16 protein-coding genes are annotated in these 19,975 nt (G+C 57.4%); 5 read left to right on the forward strand and 11 right to left on the reverse strand.

Going from position 1 to position 19,975, the window contains the following annotated elements; genetic code table 11:
• Positions 1 to 317 precede the first annotated feature (317 nt).
• Entirely contained in the window at positions 318 to 1,118 is an 801-nt protein-coding gene (locus tag FEM03_RS19200; protein ID WP_166443001.1) for a PEP-CTERM sorting domain-containing protein, read from the forward strand.
• On the opposite strand, the gene FEM03_RS19205 is transcribed toward FEM03_RS19200, so the two are convergent.
• Positions 1,087 to 1,653 carry a transposase gene (locus FEM03_RS19205; protein ID WP_138087916.1) on the reverse strand — a complete coding sequence of 189 codons (567 nt, stop codon included), beginning with the start codon at positions 1,651 to 1,653 and terminating at the stop codon, positions 1,087 to 1,089. The two genes, FEM03_RS19200 and FEM03_RS19205, sit on opposite strands and share 32 nt — an antisense overlap.
• 224 nt (positions 1,654 to 1,877) lie before the next feature.
• Between FEM03_RS19205 and FEM03_RS19210 the strand changes: the two genes are divergently transcribed.
• Both FEM03_RS19210 and FEM03_RS19215 read left to right on the forward strand, forming a co-directional pair.
• Positions 1,878 to 2,948 carry a Gfo/Idh/MocA family protein gene (locus FEM03_RS19210; RefSeq protein ID WP_138087917.1) on the forward strand — a complete coding sequence of 357 codons (1,071 nt, stop codon included), beginning with the start codon at positions 1,878 to 1,880 and terminating at the stop codon, positions 2,946 to 2,948.
• Between the two features lie 82 nt (positions 2,949 to 3,030).
• Positions 3,031 to 4,398, forward strand: coding sequence for a Gfo/Idh/MocA family protein (locus tag FEM03_RS19215; RefSeq protein ID WP_138087918.1), 1,368 nt, complete (start codon positions 3,031 to 3,033; stop codon positions 4,396 to 4,398).
• A gap of 28 nt (positions 4,399 to 4,426) precedes the next feature.
• On the opposite strand, the gene FEM03_RS19220 is transcribed toward FEM03_RS19215, so the two are convergent.
• From FEM03_RS19220 to FEM03_RS19235, 4 genes are all read right to left on the reverse strand, one after another.
• A complete protein-coding gene (locus FEM03_RS19220) occupies positions 4,427 to 6,742 on the reverse strand; it encodes an FTR1 family iron permease (RefSeq protein WP_138087919.1) in 2,316 nt (771 codons plus the stop codon).
• 595 nt (positions 6,743 to 7,337) lie between these two features.
• Positions 7,338 to 8,438 (reverse strand): lactonase family protein, encoded by a 1,101-nt coding sequence (locus FEM03_RS19225; RefSeq protein WP_166443002.1) that lies wholly within the window; start codon positions 8,436 to 8,438, stop codon positions 7,338 to 7,340.
• A 171-nt stretch (positions 8,439 to 8,609) separates the two neighbouring features.
• Positions 8,610 to 8,942: a helix-turn-helix transcriptional regulator gene (locus FEM03_RS19230; RefSeq protein WP_206171078.1), complete on the reverse strand. Its 333-nt coding sequence runs from the start codon at positions 8,940 to 8,942 to the stop codon at positions 8,610 to 8,612.
• Between the two features lie 5 nt (positions 8,943 to 8,947).
• The gene (locus FEM03_RS19235) at positions 8,948 to 9,313 is read right to left on the reverse strand and encodes a type II toxin-antitoxin system RelE/ParE family toxin (RefSeq protein ID WP_138087935.1); all 366 of its coding nucleotides are present in this window, start codon (positions 9,311 to 9,313) and stop codon (positions 8,948 to 8,950) included.
• 247 nt (positions 9,314 to 9,560) lie between these two features.
• Between FEM03_RS19235 and FEM03_RS19240 the strand changes: the two genes are divergently transcribed.
• Positions 9,561 to 11,327, forward strand: coding sequence for an arylsulfatase (locus FEM03_RS19240; RefSeq protein WP_138087922.1), 1,767 nt, complete (start codon positions 9,561 to 9,563; stop codon positions 11,325 to 11,327).
• A 126-nt stretch (positions 11,328 to 11,453) separates the two neighbouring features.
• Here FEM03_RS19240 and FEM03_RS19245 read toward each other — a convergent pair whose 3' ends face one another.
• Together FEM03_RS19245 and FEM03_RS19250 are read right to left on the reverse strand one after the other, a co-directional pair.
• The gene (locus FEM03_RS19245; protein WP_138087923.1) at positions 11,454 to 11,954 is read right to left on the reverse strand and encodes a hypothetical protein; all 501 of its coding nucleotides are present in this window, start codon (positions 11,952 to 11,954) and stop codon (positions 11,454 to 11,456) included.
• A gap of 287 nt (positions 11,955 to 12,241) precedes the next feature.
• On the reverse strand, positions 12,242 to 13,276 hold the full coding sequence (locus FEM03_RS19250; RefSeq protein ID WP_138087924.1) for an imelysin family protein: 1,035 nt from the start codon (positions 13,274 to 13,276) through the stop codon (positions 12,242 to 12,244).
• A 124-nt stretch (positions 13,277 to 13,400) separates the two neighbouring features.
• Between FEM03_RS19250 and FEM03_RS19255 the strand changes: the two genes are divergently transcribed.
• Positions 13,401 to 13,640, forward strand: coding sequence for a hypothetical protein (locus FEM03_RS19255; protein WP_166443003.1), 240 nt, complete (start codon positions 13,401 to 13,403; stop codon positions 13,638 to 13,640).
• A gap of 200 nt (positions 13,641 to 13,840) precedes the next feature.
• On the opposite strand, the gene glnD is transcribed toward FEM03_RS19255, so the two are convergent.
• From glnD to FEM03_RS19275, 4 genes are all read right to left on the reverse strand, one after another.
• Entirely contained in the window at positions 13,841 to 16,618 is a 2,778-nt protein-coding gene (gene glnD, locus FEM03_RS19260; protein WP_138087926.1) for a [protein-PII] uridylyltransferase, read from the reverse strand.
• A 63-nt stretch (positions 16,619 to 16,681) separates the two neighbouring features.
• The gene (locus FEM03_RS19265) at positions 16,682 to 17,215 is read right to left on the reverse strand and encodes an adenine phosphoribosyltransferase (RefSeq protein ID WP_138087927.1); all 534 of its coding nucleotides are present in this window, start codon (positions 17,213 to 17,215) and stop codon (positions 16,682 to 16,684) included.
• A gap of 72 nt (positions 17,216 to 17,287) precedes the next feature.
• A complete protein-coding gene (locus FEM03_RS19270; RefSeq protein WP_138087928.1) occupies positions 17,288 to 19,075 on the reverse strand; it encodes a sulfurtransferase in 1,788 nt (595 codons plus the stop codon).
• Positions 19,076 to 19,135: 60 nt separating this feature from the next.
• A complete protein-coding gene (locus tag FEM03_RS19275; RefSeq protein WP_138087929.1) occupies positions 19,136 to 19,720 on the reverse strand; it encodes a DUF1287 domain-containing protein in 585 nt (194 codons plus the stop codon).
• Between the last annotated feature and the right edge of the window lie 255 nt (positions 19,721 to 19,975).

Here is a 19,975-nt window from a genome sequence, read left to right on the forward strand (position 1 = left end):
AAGGAAACCTCACCACCGAGCCAGTGGTCGTGAGGCAGCTTGGTTTTTTGGATACAGGCACGTCATGCCCCGCATTCCGTGAAGAGGTCATAATGCTAATTAGTCCAGCTAATCGGTTGGAGCCAACCAGGCTGAGAATCATTATTTTATCGAAAAATAGTTGTATTTTTTAGTCGGGGGTTAACCGTAGCTTAATCTCGTAAGGTTCCATTCATATGAAATTAGTCGCTACCCCCCTCGCTATTCTGATATTGAACTTGGGGACTACGTTTGTGTGCGCTCAGTCCACCTGGACATATGACAACAACACGAATCTCATGGGTGTTCTCCCGACCGGGTGGTATCATAATGACACAACCGGTCTCAGTCTCAACAAGACGAATGCCGGATACGGAATGATGCACGCCGGTGACCCGGTTGGCTATGCTATGACTCCCCATTATCCACAAGGAATCAATGGGACAAGCACTCTTGTGGATGCCAACGCCAGCTTTGATTTGGCCAACGGTTTCCAGATGATCATGGGATGGAGTCCGAACCCTGCGGGATATTTGATAGATAATGGATCTTTTGCTGACAACGAAATTTTCCAGATGGGCTTGGTGAATTACAACAAGGCATTAATGGGGATTGATCCCTCGCTGTTCCTTTCTGGAATCGAAAGTTCGGCCAGTTCTGCAACGAATGTCACCAATTCTTTGCTGGCTGTCCGCTCGGAGGGCGGAGTGCTGGGCTACTTCAACAACGGTAATACCGTCGCATTTGCTGCCAACAACTACTACGTCTTCACATTGGATATCAATTACTCCGGTGTGGGTGACCCTAGTCTGGTAGATGTCGGGCTGAAAATGGACATTTTTAACGAACTGGTTCCTGGTTCGGCCACCTATACCTTTGCCGGATCAACGGACTTTGGAGTTATTGAGAAACTCGTCAATCCACTCGCTCTTGATGATACCCTTTATCCCGGGATGGGTCTAACCCTGCGCGACGCCAGCATGGTGTCGATTTCGGGTGCGAACTTCGACACCATAACTACTATAGTGCCTGAGCCGGGAAGCATGGTTTTGGTTCTCCTCTCCGGCTTTATCGCCACCGGTGTCCGCCGCAGGAAGTAGTCCAATGTTCGGCGAAGCAACTAAAGCTCTTCGCTATTTCGGGTGGGTAAAGGGGGAGGCTAGAACAGTTCAAGAACTCCCGCCATCCAGTAGGATATGGCTTTGAAGTTTTCGTAATCGCGGAGGCTTCGGGCGCGCGGCAGGCGCTCTGGATGATGCCGTTGATGGCTTCTATCGCGGCTGAGGTTGGCTCATTCGGATAATACCCAAGAATGCCTTCCCAATGGGACTTGATCGTGCGCGATAACTGATGAAAAGTTTCCAGATGACTGCGGTCAGCCCATTGACTCCAGCGCTTCGAGTGCCCGGCGGCACCTAGCGGTCCTGCCCACTCCCAGGTCTTGCGCAGATGCTCCACCGGAGCCATGGCACGCCCCAGTTGCTTGTGTCTGGCACATAACTCTTTCCGCAGGGCGTGGTGCTCCACGATGCTGTGCCTTCCCGCGCAGCGCCCAAAGGCCTCCTTTGACATCGTGCTCTTCGCGCTGGAGCTGCTTGCGCACTTCATCGAGGGCCCCCTGGCGAGTTTCATCATGAAATCGGTCAAAGGCCACCTAGGCGTTGGGCAGATGCTCTTTTACTCCCTTCTCATAGGCGGGACTGATGTCGAGGGTCACCTGGGGGTTCAATTTTAGAGACTCAGCGCAGGCTCCACGCGCGCTGACGGGGCAACTGTCCCGCTTTGTGCACCGCTTAGACGATGACCAGCTTTGATTTCGTCGTTTGAAAAGCCTGTCTGGTTCCGTTCTTCTCCATGCCATGCGACCTGGACCAATCAATTCTTCCCTCAACCGTCGCGCTTTTATCGCGGGTTCAACGACCAGCGTTGCCGCTGTCCTGACGGGGCTTCCGGCGATGGCTGAAGCCGAACCTGCGTTGAAGTTGGGGATCGTTTCCGCAGCGACCTACGGGGCTACGTATGATGGTTCGAGTGCTGCGCGCGCTCTTGGTTCCCATCACGGCACCGCCTTTGCGACGACGTTTAATGGTTGGGATGAGGCCAAGTTAAAATCGTGGCAGGGCGCGTTCGTGAAATCGTCCCGCCGCATTGCCGGTGCGCGGGTGGTGAAAATCTGGGATCCCGATCGCGCGGCGGCTGCGGTGCTGGCGGATATTTGTAGTATTGAGACCGTTGCCGACAGCGCGGCAGACTGTTGTGAGGGAGTGGATGCGGTGCTGATTGTGGATGATGGCAGCGGTTCGCATTGGCAGTATGCCGAACATGCCTTGCGCAGGGGCATCCCCACGTTTTGCGACAAGCCATTGGCCATGACGGCAAAGGATTCGGCGGGGATGGTGAAACTGGTGCGCGAGACCAAGACCTCCTTCATGTCGGCCAGCAGCCTGAGGTTCGTTCCTGACATCATCAAACTGCGCGATGAACTGCCGCAGATCGGGGAGGTCCATCTTGCCAGTGTCGCTTGCGGCAACGACCTCGTTTATTACGGCATTCATGCTTTATCCATGGCCTACGCGGTGCTCGGCAGAGGATTCACCAGTGCCATCAACGTCGGCAAACCGGGAGCGAACCTTGTCCGTCTGCGTTTTGGGGATCAGCATGATTTGATGCTCATCGTGGCTGACAAGGAAGTGATGCGGGCCGGATATCAAATCAATCTGTATGGACAAAAGGGATGGCGCAGTGTCACTCCCGATTTGAAGGATCTCTATTCGTATCTGCTCGAAGCCTTCCTGGATCAAGTGCGCACGGGAAGGGAGATCGTCCCAGTCGAGGAAGAGGCTGAAGTCATTGCTGCCCTCGAAGCGTCCCGGCTCTCGCTCGAACTCGGGCGCGAAGTGACTCTCAAAGAGGTGCTCGAGAGGGCATGAATCTGCCTGCCAGACGAACGGACAGCTTTCGCCGTCATTTTTCCATATCAAACAACATCACACGCAACATCCTCTCCACCCGATGAATCCACAGCCACCACCCACCGCACCTTCCCTTAATCGTCGCAGCTTCATTCAACAAAGCGGGCGCGCGATCACCGCTTCCGCATTGGCTGGGGTGGCGTTGCCGCATGTCCACGCTGCTGGCAATGACACCATTCAACTTGCCTTGATCGGGTGTGGTGGACGCGGCAGCGGCGCGGTGGCGAATGCTTTGGATGCTCCCGGTGGACGCACCAAAATGGTCGCCATGGCGGACCTTTACCAGGATCGCCTTGAACGTTCCCATCAAGCCCTGGCGGACAAATATGGGGATCGCGTCGACGTGCCTTATGATCGGCAGTTCATCGGGTTTGATGCTTTTAAGAACGCCATTGATTCATTGCGTCCGGGTTCGGGCGACATCGCGCTGCTCACCGGATATGCGGGATTCCGTCCGCAGCAGCTTGAATACGCCGTGGAGCGCGGGGTGAACGTGTTCATGGAAAAATCGTTTGCGACCGATCCGGTCGGAGTGCGTCGCGTGATGGCGGCGGCGGAAGCTGCGGACAAAAAGGGGATCAAAATTGCGGCGGGATTGATGTGTCGTCATTCACCCAATCGCGAGGAGCTCATCCGGCGCCTGCGAGGGGGTGAATTGGGCGATCTTCTTTACACCCGGGCGTATCGCATGGGACCCGTCGGCAATCTCGGACCCAAGCCCGAAGACAAAAGCGAGATGGAGTGGCAGGTGCGCAACTTCACCAAATTTTACTGGGTGAGCGGCGGTCTATGGGCGGAGATGGACATCCATCAGGTGGACGAACTTTGCTGGTTGCATGATGCGCTGCCGGTTTCGGCCCAAGGAGTGTGTGGGCGTGCGGCCAACAGTCAGGATCGCAGTCAGAATCTCGATTCCTTCAACGTGGAGTGGACCTTCCCGAACGGAACCCGGGCCATGCACACGGTGCGTTATCTGCCCAAGACGCTGAGTCATTTTGCCACTTATGTTCATGGCAGCAAGAAGGCGGCCCAGTTCTCGGGCAATACTCACGCGGCCGATGTGGAAATTTACAAAAATCAAAACACCACTCGCGACAACATCGAATCGAAGGCACCCAAAGAGCAAAACTCGGTCTGGCAAAACCAGTGGAATGATTATCTGGACGCCATCCAAAATGACAAACCCTTCAATCAGGCCAAACGTGCGGCGCAATCGAATCTCGCTGCGATCATGGGGCGGGCGGCGATGCACATGGGCCGGGTGATCACTTGGGACGAAGCCATGGCTTCCCCTTTTCAATGGTTTCCCGGTATCGACAATCTTTCCATCGAAGGGGCACCCCCGGTTTTGCCGGATGAGAAGGGGAACTATCCCGTTCCCGTTCCCGGGCAATGGACAGAGATTTAACTGCTCATTGATGTCCTTGCCGACCGACTTACCGGACCGCTACCGGTTTCGGTCGGCTTGAATCGGTGACGGTGGCTGGCGTGTCCTTTTGAGCCTTGAGGGAACTCAACTTCACCCATAGCCATGCCCCACCGACATACGCGAAGGCGAGGAAGGGGGCGATAATGCCTTCCCAGGTGGGGTAGATGCCGAGCCAGACGCCGGTCCAGTTGGGGAGGCTGAAGCCGGGGATCGGATGGACGGGGAGCCAGCCAACCGTTTGCATAATACGGGTGGTGGAGCCGATGAAGGTGAACAGCACCAGCACCACCAGCATGCCGGTGTAGACGAGCATTTTGCGGTAGGGCATTTTGGCACCGATGTAGAACACGGCGAAGCCGAGGATGGTGATGGCGGTGCCGCCGATGGCGAGTCCTTTCAAGACAGCAGGAAGGCCGGCTTCGAGGATAAGCGATTGCATGAACAGGGTGGTTTCAAATCCTTCACGGAAGATGGTGGTGAAACCAACACCGACCAGGGCGAGGTGTTCGAAGCCGGTGCCTTTCTGACGTTGCGCGGCTTTGCTGAGTTCGCGCAATTTGGCGTTCCAGCCGGTCCAGTAATACTTGTGGAACACCCAGTTGGTGACCATGAGCAGGATGATGACGGCGATGATCGAGATGACCGCTTCGAGGGTTTCGCCGTATTTGGAGAGTCCGGCGAGGAGTTGACGGGAAAGGACAAAAAGAGCGGCGGAAGCGGCGAGAGCGAGCCAGGCACCGATGCCCACCTGCCGGCGGATCCCGGCGTTTTCGGGTCCGCGCAATCCAGCGAGCAATGCGGCGAGAATGACCACGGCTTCGAGGCCTTCGCGAAGGACGATCAGCACGGCGCTGAGCGTGGCGGCACCGGGGGAAAGGCCGACTTTCAGAAGGGCAACGGTTTCTTCAATGGCGTCGAAGGAACGTTGGTAGGAAGCGGTCAGTTCATCACCGGATAGGCGGGAGTCGAGGGCGGCTTTGATGCCGGGTTTGCCGTTGCTGCCATCAAGGAAGGTCTTTTCAGCGGAGAGCGCGAGATTGGGATCGCGCGGCATGGCGCGGGCTTCGAGTTCGAGGTCGAAGTTCACATAAGCGTCGAGGCGGTGGGTTTCCGCTTTGCGCCATTGTCCGGCCTGGGCGGCGGCGAGGGATTGACCAAGCAGGGATCGAATTTCGAGGGCGGCTTCGGCGACGATGTCGGAGGCACTTCCGAAACGTTTGAGGGCGAGGCCGAAGTCGTCTTGAAGCGTGTTGGAGACGAGTTTGATCTGGGACTCGATCTGTTTTTGCGATTCTTTTTTGCTGATGAGGCGTTCGAGGTCGCCGAGCGAGTCGAGCAGCTTGGGTCCGTGTTGCTGGAGGGCCTCGCCTTTGGACTGACGCCAGACAGGCATCAGCTCGTTGATGATTTGCTGGCACTGGATGGTGAAGGTTTTGGCTTCGCGGTATTCGATGGGAATGACGATTTCGCCATCGCGAACCCCGGACTGATATTCCATCGGGATAAGGCGCAGCAGTTTGAGCACGATATTTTCGCGGCGCTGGATGTCCTCAGGGCTGAGCAGGTTGGGGTATTGCGATTCGAGCGCGAGCCGCCATTCACCGATGGTCGGAGGGAGTTGGGCGGCGGGAGCGCCCAGGACTTTTTCGAAGTTGGCGAGGTCGGGCGTTTTGGCCTGGAAGTCGGGAAGGGCGAGTTGCAGCAGGGACGCGGGAAACTGCGAGAGGGCCTGGATTTCGCTGGCGCGGGCGTTGACGAGGGTGGGGGTGGCGCGTTGTTCTTCGGCGAGGCGGTTGAAGGCGTCGGACTTTTCACGGGCGCGGGTGATCTGCCAGAGCAGGTATTCGCGGGCGAGCAGGCGGCTCACTTCGTATTGGTGTTTCTTTTCACCGCCGAGACGTTGCAGGGCCATGGCACCCTCGACGGAGCTGGCGTATTTGGGAAGTTTGATGATCGAGCGCCATTCGCGGGCGGCTTGAACGTCGCCCTTTTGCTGATAATGCAGCATTTCGAGCGCGGCGACATGCTGGAGCCGGGCCTGGAGATTGCCAAGTTGCTGACCGGGATCGGTCGGAAGGGTTTGATCCCAAATGGCTTGGGCTTCAGCAGACTGAAGTTGCTGACGGAAGGCCTGGCGCTGGGTGTCGAGCTTGGTGAGGGAGTCAGGCGTCCAGCGTTCGCCGTGGAGATCGAGAAGCGCTTCGTCGATAACACGCTGGAGGGCGGCAGTGTCGTCGATGGCATCGGCCTTGGCCGATTGAGGAAGAAGAGCGGTGGCGAAGGTCAGCAGCGCCAGCGAGACCGCGAAGAAAAATTGACTCATAGAAAGTTTGGCTGCCTTACAGTGTTGCGAATGAGTCGCATGTCAAACTTCGCGTGTGTCGAACTTCAAGCCAAGCAAGTCGGGCCCTGCCCTTAAAACTACCTCGGGGCAGGCGCAGGCAGCATGGATGGCTCGATCTTTAGGATAGGCAATATGGCGGCATCGGAAGGTCGCTCATCGGTGCGTAAAGAGCCTGCCAACTAAACCTTAAAAACACTACCCTATGAAAACATCCGGAAAACTGAAAAAACTCGGCTTGACTCACAAAAATGACGGGATCGTGGTTCCAGTGATCCTTTGGTGGCTCGGCGTTCCTCTTACTTTAGTGCTCATCCTCTGGCTGATATTCTAAAAAGTTTGGTCGGAGTGAAAAAGGGGCAACCTCGATCGCATTCGTCCTTTGATGTGGAAGTCAGTGTTGAAGTAATGCTGCGCACTACCGTGGTCGCTTGAGTGTCAACTTGCCCAAAGCAGCCGCAGTCGCTCCGGCTTCACAGCGAGGGGGACGACAGCGTGGCGTTTAGGCGGTCCGAAGTATTCAACCTTATTTTTCCTAAAGGCATCTTGTCGGGAGCTGCGGGACCAATTCCACCGGTTACTCGAACACTACGGCCATCACCCAGGCGGGGCCTTTGCCGCAGGGGTAGGTTTTTAGGGGCGTGAGTTTGCCGGTGGCGATGTCGCGCTTAAACACGATGAGGGCGTCTGATCCTTCGCCTGCGGACACGACATAGGATTCGCCGCTGCCAGCGGGGCCGGGGACGAGACAGAAGGAGCGCGGCGTTTTTTCCGTGGGGGTTTGGCCGAGGGAGGAGAGTTCTCCGGTCTCTTGATGCACTGAGTAGGTGGCGAGACTGTCGTGACCGCGGGTGGAGGCATAGACAAATCGACCGTCGGCGCTGACATGGATGTCGGCACAACTGCCCTGGGTTTGGTCCCAATCGGGTGGAACGGTGGGCACGGTTTGGCGCTGGGTGAGTGTGCCTTTATCGGGATCGAAATCGCAGTGCGTAACGCTTTTGCCCTGTTCGTTGACGAGGTAGACCCAGCGTCCGTTGGGGTGAAATTGCATGTGGCGGGGACCGTGACCAGGCCCGCCGGGGAGGTAGGGTGGAGTGTTGGATTCGAATTTGCCGGTAACGGGATCGAAGCGCAGTTGTTCGACTTTGTTCAGTTCACCGGCGTGGGGGACAAAAGCGAAGCGGTTGCTGGGATCGGTTTGAATGCTGTGGGCTTTCTTGCCGGTTTCAAGAGTGACGACCGGTGCGCCGACAATGATGCCGTCTTGAATGCGGGAGATGGCGGCAGCGCCTTCGCCGTAGGAGGCGGTGAGGACCCAGGAGCCGGTTTTATCGATGTGCACATAGACGGGATTGATGCCGGGTGGGGTGATCACAGGTTCGCCAAGTTGTCCGGTGGTGGGGTCGACCGGGAGGGTGGCGAGCTGGCGTTCTGATCTGACGGCGGCATAGAGATGGCGGCGATCAGCGCTGATGGCAAGGCTGCCGGGGGAGCCAGGGAGGGTGGTGTCGCCTTTGCGGGTGAGTTCACCGGTTGCCTGGTCCAAAGAGTAGACAGCGATGCGTTTATCACCTGCTTCGGAGACATAGAGCACGGTGGAGCCTGCGAAGCTGGGGCTGAGGCTGGTGATGAAGGTGAGACAGGTGACCCACAGGATTGGCAGCCAAGATTTCATGCGGAGGAGTGAACGTGCCGACAGGCCAGAGCCTATCAGGGTAGATGAATGGAATCGGTGTCGAGGTAATGCTGAATTCCAAAGGCACCTAAGGCGGATCATTCGATGACATCACCACAGAAAAGACGGACAAGGAGACGACAAATGTTGCAAGTCGCGGACCGAACCCCATCAAACTGCAGCTGCCTTACGGTGCAAAGGCACAAACCGAATCTCCACCCGTTTATCGAGTGCAGCGGCAATCCGGTTAAGCATGGCGAGGGAATGCCCTTCATAGTCGGCATCTTCAAGACGGCAAATCACGGAAGCCGTCGTGCCTACCAGCTTGGCAAACGCCCTCTGTGACAGACCGGCTTTGGTTCGCAGATCATAAATTTTCCGGGCAACCGCATCATCAGCCCGAATTTTCTCAAGTTCCGCTTGCCTCTCAGGCTTTCCTGCAATCAGGCGACGATGCAGGATTTCAACAGCATCATCGGTCGTTTTTAGATTTACCTTTTTCATATCCATTACTCCTCAAATGTGTGCATTTTTGGGTTTAGTTCAAAATTTCTCAGGCGCGCTATGGCGCGGGTAATCTCCACAGGTGGAACCCGATCTTCTTTCACGATTCCATGTGAAATCACTGCGGCCGTGTTCCCATGGAAGAAATACAGAAGGCGATAATGCACCCCTTGAAGACTTGCCCTCAATTCGTGAATCTTGTCCCTGAGCAAATCGGCTTCCGGCCTTCGCAGCGCATGCCCTTCCTGCTTCAGGCGTTCAATTTTGGCCAGACACTTCAGCTGAGCTTTGATGGGAATGTGATCCAGCCATTCCAGCACAGGAACGGTTCCGTCTTTTTCCTTATAAAAAACAACTTTCGTCTGTGGCACATCACCTCCTGCCTTGGATGTTACCAAATTTGCGAACAACTGTCAACCTTCGTGATTCATGTTGTAGAAGGCCTCTCCCCGACAGCTAATGTTGCAAGGCGCGAACGGACCTCCGGCATGGGAAGGAAAGAAGCCTTCTTTTCAATCGTTTTCGCCAAAGCCACTCGCGAATCACGCCTTTTTAGACGCTGAAAAATCCGGACCACCCGGCAAAAAACCACCCGCTCTGCTCCATTATAGTCTCGCCATGAAATCGTTAATCGCCTGGATACTCTCCTTCGCCACTTTCGCTTACGCTGCTCCTCAAAAACCCAATATTCTCATCATTCTCTCAGACGACATGGGTTATTCCGACATCGGCAGTTATGGCGGTGAAATTGACACCCCCAACCTCGACTCATTGGCAAAGGGCGGCCTGCGTTTGACTCAGTTTTACAACACCGCCCGCTGTTGCCCAAGTCGCGCTTCCCTCCTGACCGGGCTCTATCCCCATCAGGCGGGCATCGGTCACATGATGAATGATCGTGGTAAAGATGGCTACCGTGGCGAACTCCGCCAGGACACCCCAACCATCGCTGAAGCACTGAAGCCCGCAGGCTATCGCAGCTACATGATCGGCAAATGGCATGTCACCCAACAAACCGCCGCTCCAAAAGCCGGCACCACCCCATCCAACTGGCCTCTGCAACGCGGCTTCGATCGTTTCTACGGCACGATTCACGGCGCCGGCAGCTTTTTTGATCCCAATACCCTGACCCGCGACAACCGCTACATCTCTCCCTTCACCGATCCTGAATACTCAGGAAAAGATTACTACTACACCGATGCCCTCAGTGATCAGGCCGCACGGTTCATCAGCGAACATGCCAAAACCAGCAGTGACAGTCCCTTCTTCATGTATCTCGCCTACACCGCCGCCCACTGGCCCCTGCATGCAAAAGAAAAAGACATCAGCAAGTATCGAGGCCGATTTGATGCCGGATACGCCGCCCTGCGACAGGCGCGCATCGAGAAAATGAAAAAACTCGGTCTCTTGAAAAACGACGCCACCATCGCCCCACAAAACGGTGGCTCCTGGAGTGATGTCCCCAACCTTGAGTTCGAGCTTCGCTGTATGGAGGTCTATGCCGCCATGATCGACTCCATGGACCAGGGCATCGGTCGCATCATTGATCAGCTCAAACAATCCGGGCAATTTGAAAACACCCTGATCTTTTTCCTGCAGGACAACGGCGGCTGCGCCGAGCCCATCGGCCGTCGTCGCGATAAAGATCCATCATCGCCACAGGCGCGTCCGGGAAAACCCTCCTTACCACCACTGGCTGAAGAATATCTGCAACCCGACATGATCCCAAAACAAACCCGTAACGGCTTCCCCATGCGACAGGGCTACGGTGTGCTTCCCGGAGCCGCCGACACCTACCTTGGTTACGGTGAGGCCTGGGCCAATGTCAGCAACACTCCGTTTCGTGAATACAAACACTGGGTGCATGAAGGTGGCATCAGCACCCCCCTCATCGCTCATTGGCCACGAGGAACCAAACCAGGGTTGGCCAATCAACTGGAGCCCACTCCCGGCCACCTCATTGACCTCATGGCCACCTGCCTGGATGTCGCCGGAATCGAAATCAAAAAAGATCAATTCACCCGTAAACCCGAAGGCATCAGCCTAAAACCCCTGCTGCAAGGCGAAAGCATCGAACGTGGCAAGCCCATCTTCTGGGAGCATGAAGGCAACCGTGCCGTCCGTGAAGGCCCCTGGAAACTCGTCGCGAAAGATCCCGCTGGAGCCTGGGAGCTGTATAACATTGAACAGGATCGAGCCGAACAACAGAACCTCGCCAACAGCGAACCTGAACGCGTCAACACCATGATCAAGCAATGGGAAACCTGGGCCCATAACACCCATGTCCTCCCCTGGATCTGGAAGCCCGCCTACGGCGAACCCGCTACCACCAAAGCAACCCCCAAGGGCAAGGCTAAAAAAGACAAAAGGGCCAAAACTGAACCTTAAGTGAGTCGAGGGGCAGGCCGCGTATGGCAACAACGTTTCAATTCGCGGACTGACCCCCGGCAATGGGTTCGTCTTCTTTAAGGATTAGACTCTAGTGCTACTTCGGTTGTTCTTCCTGAGCCGTTGTCAGTCAAGTAGGCCAACGAGGCTTCCCGAAACACTCGCCACTAACGGGTGAGATAAAAATCGCTTTAATAAGCCTTTGGCCTCTTCCTTTTCTTCCCACGTCGCCTCCGCATTCTGGATCTGCGAGATCAAGTCCTGAATAGTGATTGTGTTAGCTTGAGTGTTGCTTCCCGAGATCGCCGTATTGGAAGAGTTTGAAATGGTGATATTCTGTGAATTGTCCATACTGATACTAATCGGTGATGTTACGGTTCCTTCGATAACATCTACGCCGTTTGCGTTGATCTTGCCGTGACCAAACGATACGCCTCCTAGTTGATGGATCGGCTTCCAATCTATCAAACCGTGCTGCCCTAGCTGGTCACAGATCAAAACAACATTCTGATCTGTTACCCCGGACGGCGAACCGATATCTGCTGCTGACGGGAGTTCCCATCTCTGTTGCCGCCTGCGGTCGTAGAACCAATCAAGCACTAGCCCACGTATTTCATTGTCTTTCATTGTGTTATTTCTTGGTAGAACTAAATGGAAAACGAAACAGCCTAGTTTGTCAACACAACCATCATCGATACTTTTCCTCCACCCATCATCATGTTTCCATAGATCGTTTTTTTGATAGTTTAGGTAAATTGTGGTAACTTTTATCCCCTTTGTCCTGTTTGGGGATAGGCTAATTCGCTCTCAATATACCCACATAACACGCTGATCTTTAGTTGTTTATATAAAGTGTGCCAAGCAGGGATCGAACCTGCGACCAGCCGATTAGAAATCCACTGATTGATTGGCTGTTAGCCAGCGCTGACGCCGGTGAGGGCGGCGCTTTGTTCGATTTGGGGGACGATTTTGTCGGTTTTTTCTTTGGCTTGGGCGGCGAGTTCGTCGATCTCGGCGGGTTTGATGGTGCCTTCGGTTTCGCGTTTGCCGATCAGATCGATGAAGGCGAGGATTTCGTCGAAACCGGTGTCGATGGATTTCGCCAAGGCGCTGTCTTTGGTGGTGACGCTGGGTTTGACGGCTTTGAACATGACGGCGCAGCTTTGCATGATGCCGCGCATGTCGGAGATGCGGCTGACGGCTTGGAAACGACCGGATTTTTGGTCGGAATAACGGGATTCTTTCCAGTCTTCGAAGTAGTCGGAGAGGGTGGGGGTCATGAGCACCATGGCGCCGAAGAGGTCGGTGACGGTGGCGTTCCAGGCGTGGCTGTCGGATTGCAGGGTGGCGATTTTGGCATCGGCATCTTTGGAGGCGGCGATGAGGACTTCGGGTTTGGGCAGGGTTTTGGTGTCGGAGATTCTGGTGATCCAGCGGTCGTCACCACCCCAGAGAGCGGGCTCCAATATGTAGGTGAAGAGGGCACCTTGTTTGTCGATTTTTTCGCCGTTGCCGAGGTCGAGGACGACTTCAGCGACGTCATCGGGGCCTTCGGCGGCGGGGACACCGGCGTCGAGGTAGATGTCGTAGTGGGCGAGGGAGTCGACACCGGCGACGATGCCTTCGACGGTTTCATAACCGAAGGAGTCGATCTTTTTGTAGTTGTCCTGCATGCGGAGGACCAAGGCGTCGAGTTTGGCGGCGTCGGCGGTGTTGGCGGCTTCGATGCTGCCGTGCCGTTGGATGATGGCGGCGTATTCGTTGCTGGCGACGACGAGGTCGGCGCTGGCGGCTTTCATGGAGTCGACGGTTTTGGTGAGGTAGTCTTTGACGGACTGGACGGTGGCGGCGGCGTTGGTGCTGGTTTCGGCGGCGGCGCGGATCGGGATCGTCAGGGACAGGGAGGCGAGCGCGGCGGCGGTCAGGAGGGTGCGGGAGGAAGGGGACATCGGTTGAGATTGTGTCTCATGTGGTGCGGGAGTCAAGGGGAAGTGGGAGGGGGAAGTCGGAAGTCGGAATGCGGAATGCGGAATGCGGAATGCGGAATGCGGAATGCGGAATGGATAGTGGGCAGTGGGCAGTGGGCAGTGGGCAGTGGGCAGTGGGCAGTGGGCAGTGGGCAGTGGAGTGGTGACGGGGGCGAGGGGAGGTTGGATGGCTGGTGCTTTGGCGAAAGCGGTGTCGACGACGCCAGGTGGCCCTGGCGTCTTTGCCACCGCAGTCCAAATTGGGCCGAAGATGAGCGGTGGGTTTTTGCTGCGGGTGCAAGCGCTGAGGCGCGACGGCGCTTTGGGTGAGGTGGCGGGGGAATGATGGGATGCTGGTGGTTTGGAGAGCGCGGAAGATTTGCATGGCGATGCGAAGTGAAACTTCGCGGTCCTTTTGACTGACCGGTGACTTCCGACTTCGGACTTCCGACTTCCGACTTCCGACCCACTGCTTACTGCCTACTGCCTACTGCCTACTGCCTACTGACGGCGTTCTGGAGAACGCCGCTCCTTGGCTACTGAGAATCAGGCGATCACTGGGACGAAGACGGCGGAGCGGACGTCGTTTTTTAGTTGTTCCAGAACATCGGGGTCGTGGATTTTTTGTTCGGCTTTGTCCTGGAGATAGATGGAGTCGATGGCGACGCCTTTTTCGGTGCTGATGCGGGCGTGGCAGACGCTTAATCCGAGGCGGCCGATGGCCATGAAGACGTCATGAAGGAGGCCGATGCGGTCGAGGGCCTGGAGCTCGATGACGGTGTATTCGTTGCTAAGGTTGTTGTTGATCAACACGCGCTGGGGGACTTCGGCGGCGACTTCTTCAAAACCTTTGTTGCGGCGCCGGTGTTCGGTGATGGCGCTGCTGAAGTCGATGTCTTCTTCTTTAAAGGCACCCTCGATGAGGTTTTTGACGCGCGCTTTGACGCGGTCGTTGGTGACGGGGGTGAAGTCGTTGCGGGCAACGCGGAAGATGTCGATGACACAGTCGTCGCTGCGACGATAGAGGTCGGCACCAAGAATATTGATGTTCATGGCGGACAGGGCTCCGGAGACGCGGGCGAGGAGCAGGTGGCGATCCCAGCAGAGCACGGTGAGTTCGCTGATGCCCTGCTCGGGGCGGTCGTCCCAATGGAGGATGGGAAGGAGGCTTTGAGGAGCGGGGTCTTCGTGGACTTTGCGGAAGAAGTCGCGCAGTTGTTTGATGTGGACGGCGATGGTGTCGGCGTCGCGGAAGTTGAAATAACTGCGCGGCATGTGCCGGACGTGGGCGGCGATTTCGTGCTCGAAAGTGGTGTCGAGTTTCTTGCGGATGTCGGAGCCGAGTTCGCGCAGGGGCGCGGTGGCGGAGCGGAGGAAGTCGGAGGGGTCGTTGAGATAAGCGACGGTGGTGCGGTAGAGGTGGAGGATGAGGGATTCCTTCCAGGAGTTCCAGCCTTTGTCGGAGGTGCCCTGGGAGTCGACAAGGGTCATGACGACGAGGGCGTCGAGGTTTTGTTTGCTGCGGATGATGTCGGCAAATTCGGCGATGACCTTGGGGTCTTCGATGTTTTTGCTGGTGGCGGTGCGGTAGAGGGTGAGGTGGTGGTCGACGAGGAACATGAGGAGCCGCAGGCGGGCACCTTTGATCTGGAATCGGCGCGCGACGCGGTGGGCGAGGGTGGCGGAGGCGTCGGAATGGGTGGCGGTGTTGTGGGCGCGACCGGAGTCGTGAAGAAGGAGGGCGAGATAGAGGATGTAGGGTTCCTGGAGGTCGTGGAACAGGCGCTGGTAGAGGCCGAGTCCAGGCTGGGGGGTGCCGGCGAGTTCGTCGAGTTTGTCGATGGTGCGCAGGGTATGTTCGTCGGCGGTGTAGCGATGGAAAAACTCGTGTTGCACGAGGCAGGTGAGGGCACCGAATTCGGGCATGTAACGACCGAGCACACCGACGCGATGCATCTGGCGGAGGGTGCGGGCGACGTCGCCTTTTTGGTTGAGGATGGCTTCGAAGGACTCGCGCGCGGCTTTGTTGTAGCGGAAGCTGATGTTGATGAGGTGGAAGTTTTTTTGGACCAGGTTGTGAAGCTCGGGGCTGAGGCGGAGGTGGCGTTGCTGGGTATGGACGAAGAGGCGGATGAGGCGCGGCGGGTCTTCGGTGAAGATGTTGTCGTGCTCGGCGTAGATGCGTTCGTGTTTGCTGATGAAGCCGTCGAATTTTTCGGTTTTCGGGGCGCGGCCTTTAAGCAGGCGCTGGACGAGGCTGGGTTTTTCGGTCTCGATGGCCTGGAGGTGGTAGCGATCCATCAACTCGGCGGTGCGGTGCAGGAGATTGGTGGTGTGCTGGTAGTAGTCGCGCATGAATTCCTCAATGCGGATGAGGATTTTTTTGTGTCGATAGCCGAGGTTGGTGGCGACGACTCCCTGGAGGCGGAGGGTGAGGGTGTCCTGTTCGCGCTTTTCAACGTAGTGCATCTCGTTGCGGACGCGCAGGAGGAAGTCGTAGGCGCGTTCCATGTCGCGCAGGGCGTTGAGCGAGAGGAGGTCTTTTTTGATGAGGTCGCGGAGGCGGACGGTGCGGTGTTTGGCGTAGGTGGTCCAGATGGCGTTTTGGTGGTCGCGCAGGCCGCCGCAGCCGTTTTTGATGTTGGGTTCCTGGACGAAGGGGGTGTTTTCGTGCTTGGAGTGGCGGTCGGCGAGGTCGCGCTGACGCATGCGCAGGAACTCGGTTTCGTGACCGTCCATGCAGGTGGCGTCGAAGCGCAACTTGAATTCGGTGAAGGCTGTTTCGTTGCCGGCGATGTGACGGCCTTCGATGAGGGCGGTTTTGACCTGGTTGTCCTGATTGGCGGCGCGAAACGCCTCGCTGACGGAGCGGGTGGAGGAGTCGCCGACTTTAAATCCGATGTCCCAGAGAAGGGTGATGAAGGTGGAGATGAGCTTGCAGGTGGACTCGAGGGCGGAGCCGATCTTGTCGGGGACGAGGAACATGAGGTCGACGTCGCTGAAGGGATTCATCTGGCGGCGACCATAACCGCCGGTGGCGACGATGCTGACCGGGAGTTTGCTGGAGGAGGTTTTGGCTTCGGTGCGGGCGACTTCGCTCCAGAGGTGTTTGAGGGCGACGTCGTAGATGTCGGCGCGGGCCTCGGTGATTTCGAGTCCGCCGCCGCCGGCGCGGTGGGCCATGAGGAGGCGGGCTTCTTCGATTTTGCGGAAGCGTTTGTAGGTGCGGAGGGTCTCGGCGCGGCTGCGAGGTTTGTCGGGGGCCGGGGGGAGGGTTTGTTTGGCGCGTTGCTGGAGTTTTTGCTTTTTATTGAGGTCGGCCATGGAGAGAAAAAGAACGGTCGGCGGTGGCGGTGCGCGCTGAAAGGGTGGTGGATCGAGGAATATTTAAAACGTGATGATGGCGTGCGCGGGACCGTATGACGAGATTTTTTCGCGACCGTTGAGGAAGGCGAGTTCAATGAAGAACACGGAGCCGATCAGGTTGGCCTCGGCGGTGGTGATGAGCTGGAGGGCGGCGGCGGCGGTGCCTCCGGTGGCGAGGAGGTCGTCGGCAAGAAGGATGTTTTCGCCGGGAAGGATGGCGTCTTCGTGCATTTCGAGGGAGGCGGTGCCGTATTCAAGGGCGTAGTCGACCCCGCGGGTGCGCCAGGGGAGTTTGCCTTTTTTGCGGGCGGGGACGAATCCGCAGCCGAGGTGGGCGGCGAGCATGGCGCCAAAGATGAAACCGCGGGCGTCGATGCCGACGATCTTGTCGATTTTCTGGTCGGTCACGGTGGCGGCCATGGTTTCGATGGTGAGTCGGAGGAGGTCGGGATCGGCCAGGACGGGGGTGATGTCTTTGAAAAGGATACCGGGACTCGGGAAGTCGGGCACGTCACGGATGGCTTGGCGAAGGCGGGAGAGTGAGTCGGAATCCATGGCGGACTACCGTGCATGGAATTTCGAGGGAGGCAATTTGAAAGGATGAAGGATGAAGAGCGGTGAGGTTCTTCAGGCCCACATGGGACGGGGGGCTTCGAAGGTTTGGCGTTGCTGGGTGAGTGGGTGGGTGAAGGTCATGCGCGAGGCGTGAAGACAGAGGGGCGGGGCTTCGGTGTCGAGGGTTTGGGTGGGGCCGTTTTGATGATTGGGGAGATAGGCTTGATCACCGACGATAGGGAAACCGAGGTGCCAGAGATGGACGCGGATTTGATTGGTGCGGCCGGTGATGGGACGCGCTTCGAGAAGGGCGGTGCCGTCGGGATCGCGGGAGATGACGGTGAATTCGGTGCGGGCGGGGAGGCCGTTGAGGTGATCGATGGTGCGTGATCCGGCGAGGCCAGGTTCGTCGCTGATGGGTTGATCGCTGAAAAAGTGATCGGTGGGAGGATGACCCTGGACGCGGGTGAGGTAGATTTTTTCGACTTCACCGCGTTCGAACTGGGGTTGGAGGAGGTTGGCGAAGTGTCGGGTGAGGGTGCAGATGACGAGGCCGGTGGTGTTGGCGTCGAGTCGATGAGCGGCGCGAATTTTACGGGGATCGTAAGCGAGATTGAGGAGGTGTTGCAGGGTGTTGCGATTGAAGCGCCCGGCGGGATGCATGGGCAGCGGGGCGGGTTTGTTGATGACGAGGATGGCTTCGTCTTCGTAAAGGAGCTCGATGGCGGCGTTGATATCGGGCTCGGTCAGGTTGCGCTGCATGCGGACGTAACGTTCACCGGCGTGGACGATGTGGTCGGCGGCGACGGGATGGCCGTTGGTGTCGAGGAAAGCGTCTTCAGCGCAGAGGCGTCGCCATTCGTCGCGACTGATGTGGGGGAAGATGGTGACGAGGGCGTCGACGAAGGGGAGGCTGTCGCAGGACTCGGGAATGTTGAGGGGACGTGAATTGTCGTAGGGAGTGGAGCCGGGGAGGGGTTTGGAAAGGAGATCGGCGAGCCGGGCGCGGCTGGCGGCAAGGGTTTCGGTCAGTTGCTGTTCGCTGGTTCGGTAGCAATACGGGCAGGATTGACCGGGGATGTAGCGGGGATCGCTGTGTTCTTCTTCGGTGAGGGGGCTTTGGCAGGCGAAACAGACGGCGGAACTGGTTTCGCGCAGGGCGGGGTCGACGCCGACGCGCTGGTCGAAGACGAAACATTCGCCGTCGTAGTGGTCGCCGCCGCAGTCTTCGAAATACTTGAGGATGCCGCCGTCGAGCTGGTGGATGTCGGTGAAACCTTCGCGTTCCATGAAGGGGCCGGCTTTCTCGCAACGGATTCCGCCGGTGCAGAACATGACGATGGGCTGGTGTTTGAGTTCCTCGGGGAGTTGGCGGACGGCTTCGGGGAACTCGCGGAAGTGGTCGATGGGGAGGATGTGGGCGTTTTTGAAGGTGCCGAGTTTGACTTCGTAGTCGTTGCGGGTGTCGAGAAGGGTGACGGGTTTGCCTTCGTCCAGCCAGGCCTTGAGTTGTTTTGGCGAAAGTTTGGGGGAGGTGCGTTGGGCGGGGTTGATGCCTTCGACGCCGAACGAAATGATTTCTTTTTTGAGGCGCACCAGCATGCGGTTGAAGGGCTGGTGGTCGCTGAGGCTGTATTTGGGGGAGAGGGTTTCGAGGCCAGGGATGTCGCGGAGGCGGGTGAGGAGGTTCTCGATGTTTTCGGCACTGCCGGCGATGAACAGGTTGATGCCTTCGGGAGCGAGGAGGATGGTGCCCTTGAGGTTCCAGGTTTTGCAGTCGGCAAGGAGGGATTCGCGCAGGGATTTGAGGTCCGTCAGGTTGGCGAACAGGTAGGCGGCGATGTTGGTGAAAGAGGGCATCAAAGAAGGGCTAAAGGATAAAGGCTAAGGGCTAAAGGGGGCTGACTCGCAACTGCATTGCTATCGGAGGCGGTAGTGGCCGGTGAGGGGGAATTGGAAAAGGCGGTCTTCTTCCTGGGTGCCGGTGCCGATGTTGTGAATGATGAGGTAAGTGCCGGTGGCGGATTTTTTGTCGCTGACGATCATGATGTGGGGAAGGTTGCCGCCGACGAGGCAGGTGACGAGGTCGCCGGGTTGGTAGTTGGCAGGATCGGTGGTGGCTTTGAGTTTTTGGTGATGGCGGGTGAGGTAGACCTGCAGGTTGGGGACGCGGCGGTGGTCGATGTTTTTGTCGGGTCGTTTGAGGCCCCAGATTTTGGGGGATTTGGCAAAATTGGCGCGCATGTCTTCGTGGACGAGCTTTTGCAGGTCGAGGTTGAGGGCGTCGCGCATGGCGCGGATGACGACATCGGTGCAAACGCCGCGTTCTTTGGGAAGGTCACCGTTGGGGTAGGTGAGGCTGACGTAGGCGGGGTCGTAGTGGGTGGTGACGCCGATTTGTTTGCGGGCGGAGTTGATGAGTTTTTGGGCGGGAGATTGGTCGGCGAGAAGGGGGGTGGTGAGGGTGAGAAAGAGGTGGAGGGTGATGGAGAGGATGGGATGCATGGGGTGCGGTGAGGGCAATATGCGTGGGTGACCGGCAGGCTGCAAGTTTGGGTCACTGACTGGGACGATGGAACGACGGGCAGCTGCGAAGCCGCGAAGCGAATGCCCGCCACACCCACAGGCTGCACGCCCATAAGCATATACCTAACTCGCCATGCATCGCTTGACTCTTGCCAATTGGCGCGGTCGGCGGGGTCTGCGCTCGCTTAGTTCTTCCAACCACAGGTGTGGGGCGTTCATCATATGAACCAACCC

It is taken from the genome of Phragmitibacter flavus, assembly GCF_005780165.1.
Classification (GTDB): Bacteria; Verrucomicrobiota; Verrucomicrobiia; order Verrucomicrobiales; family Verrucomicrobiaceae; genus Phragmitibacter; species Phragmitibacter flavus.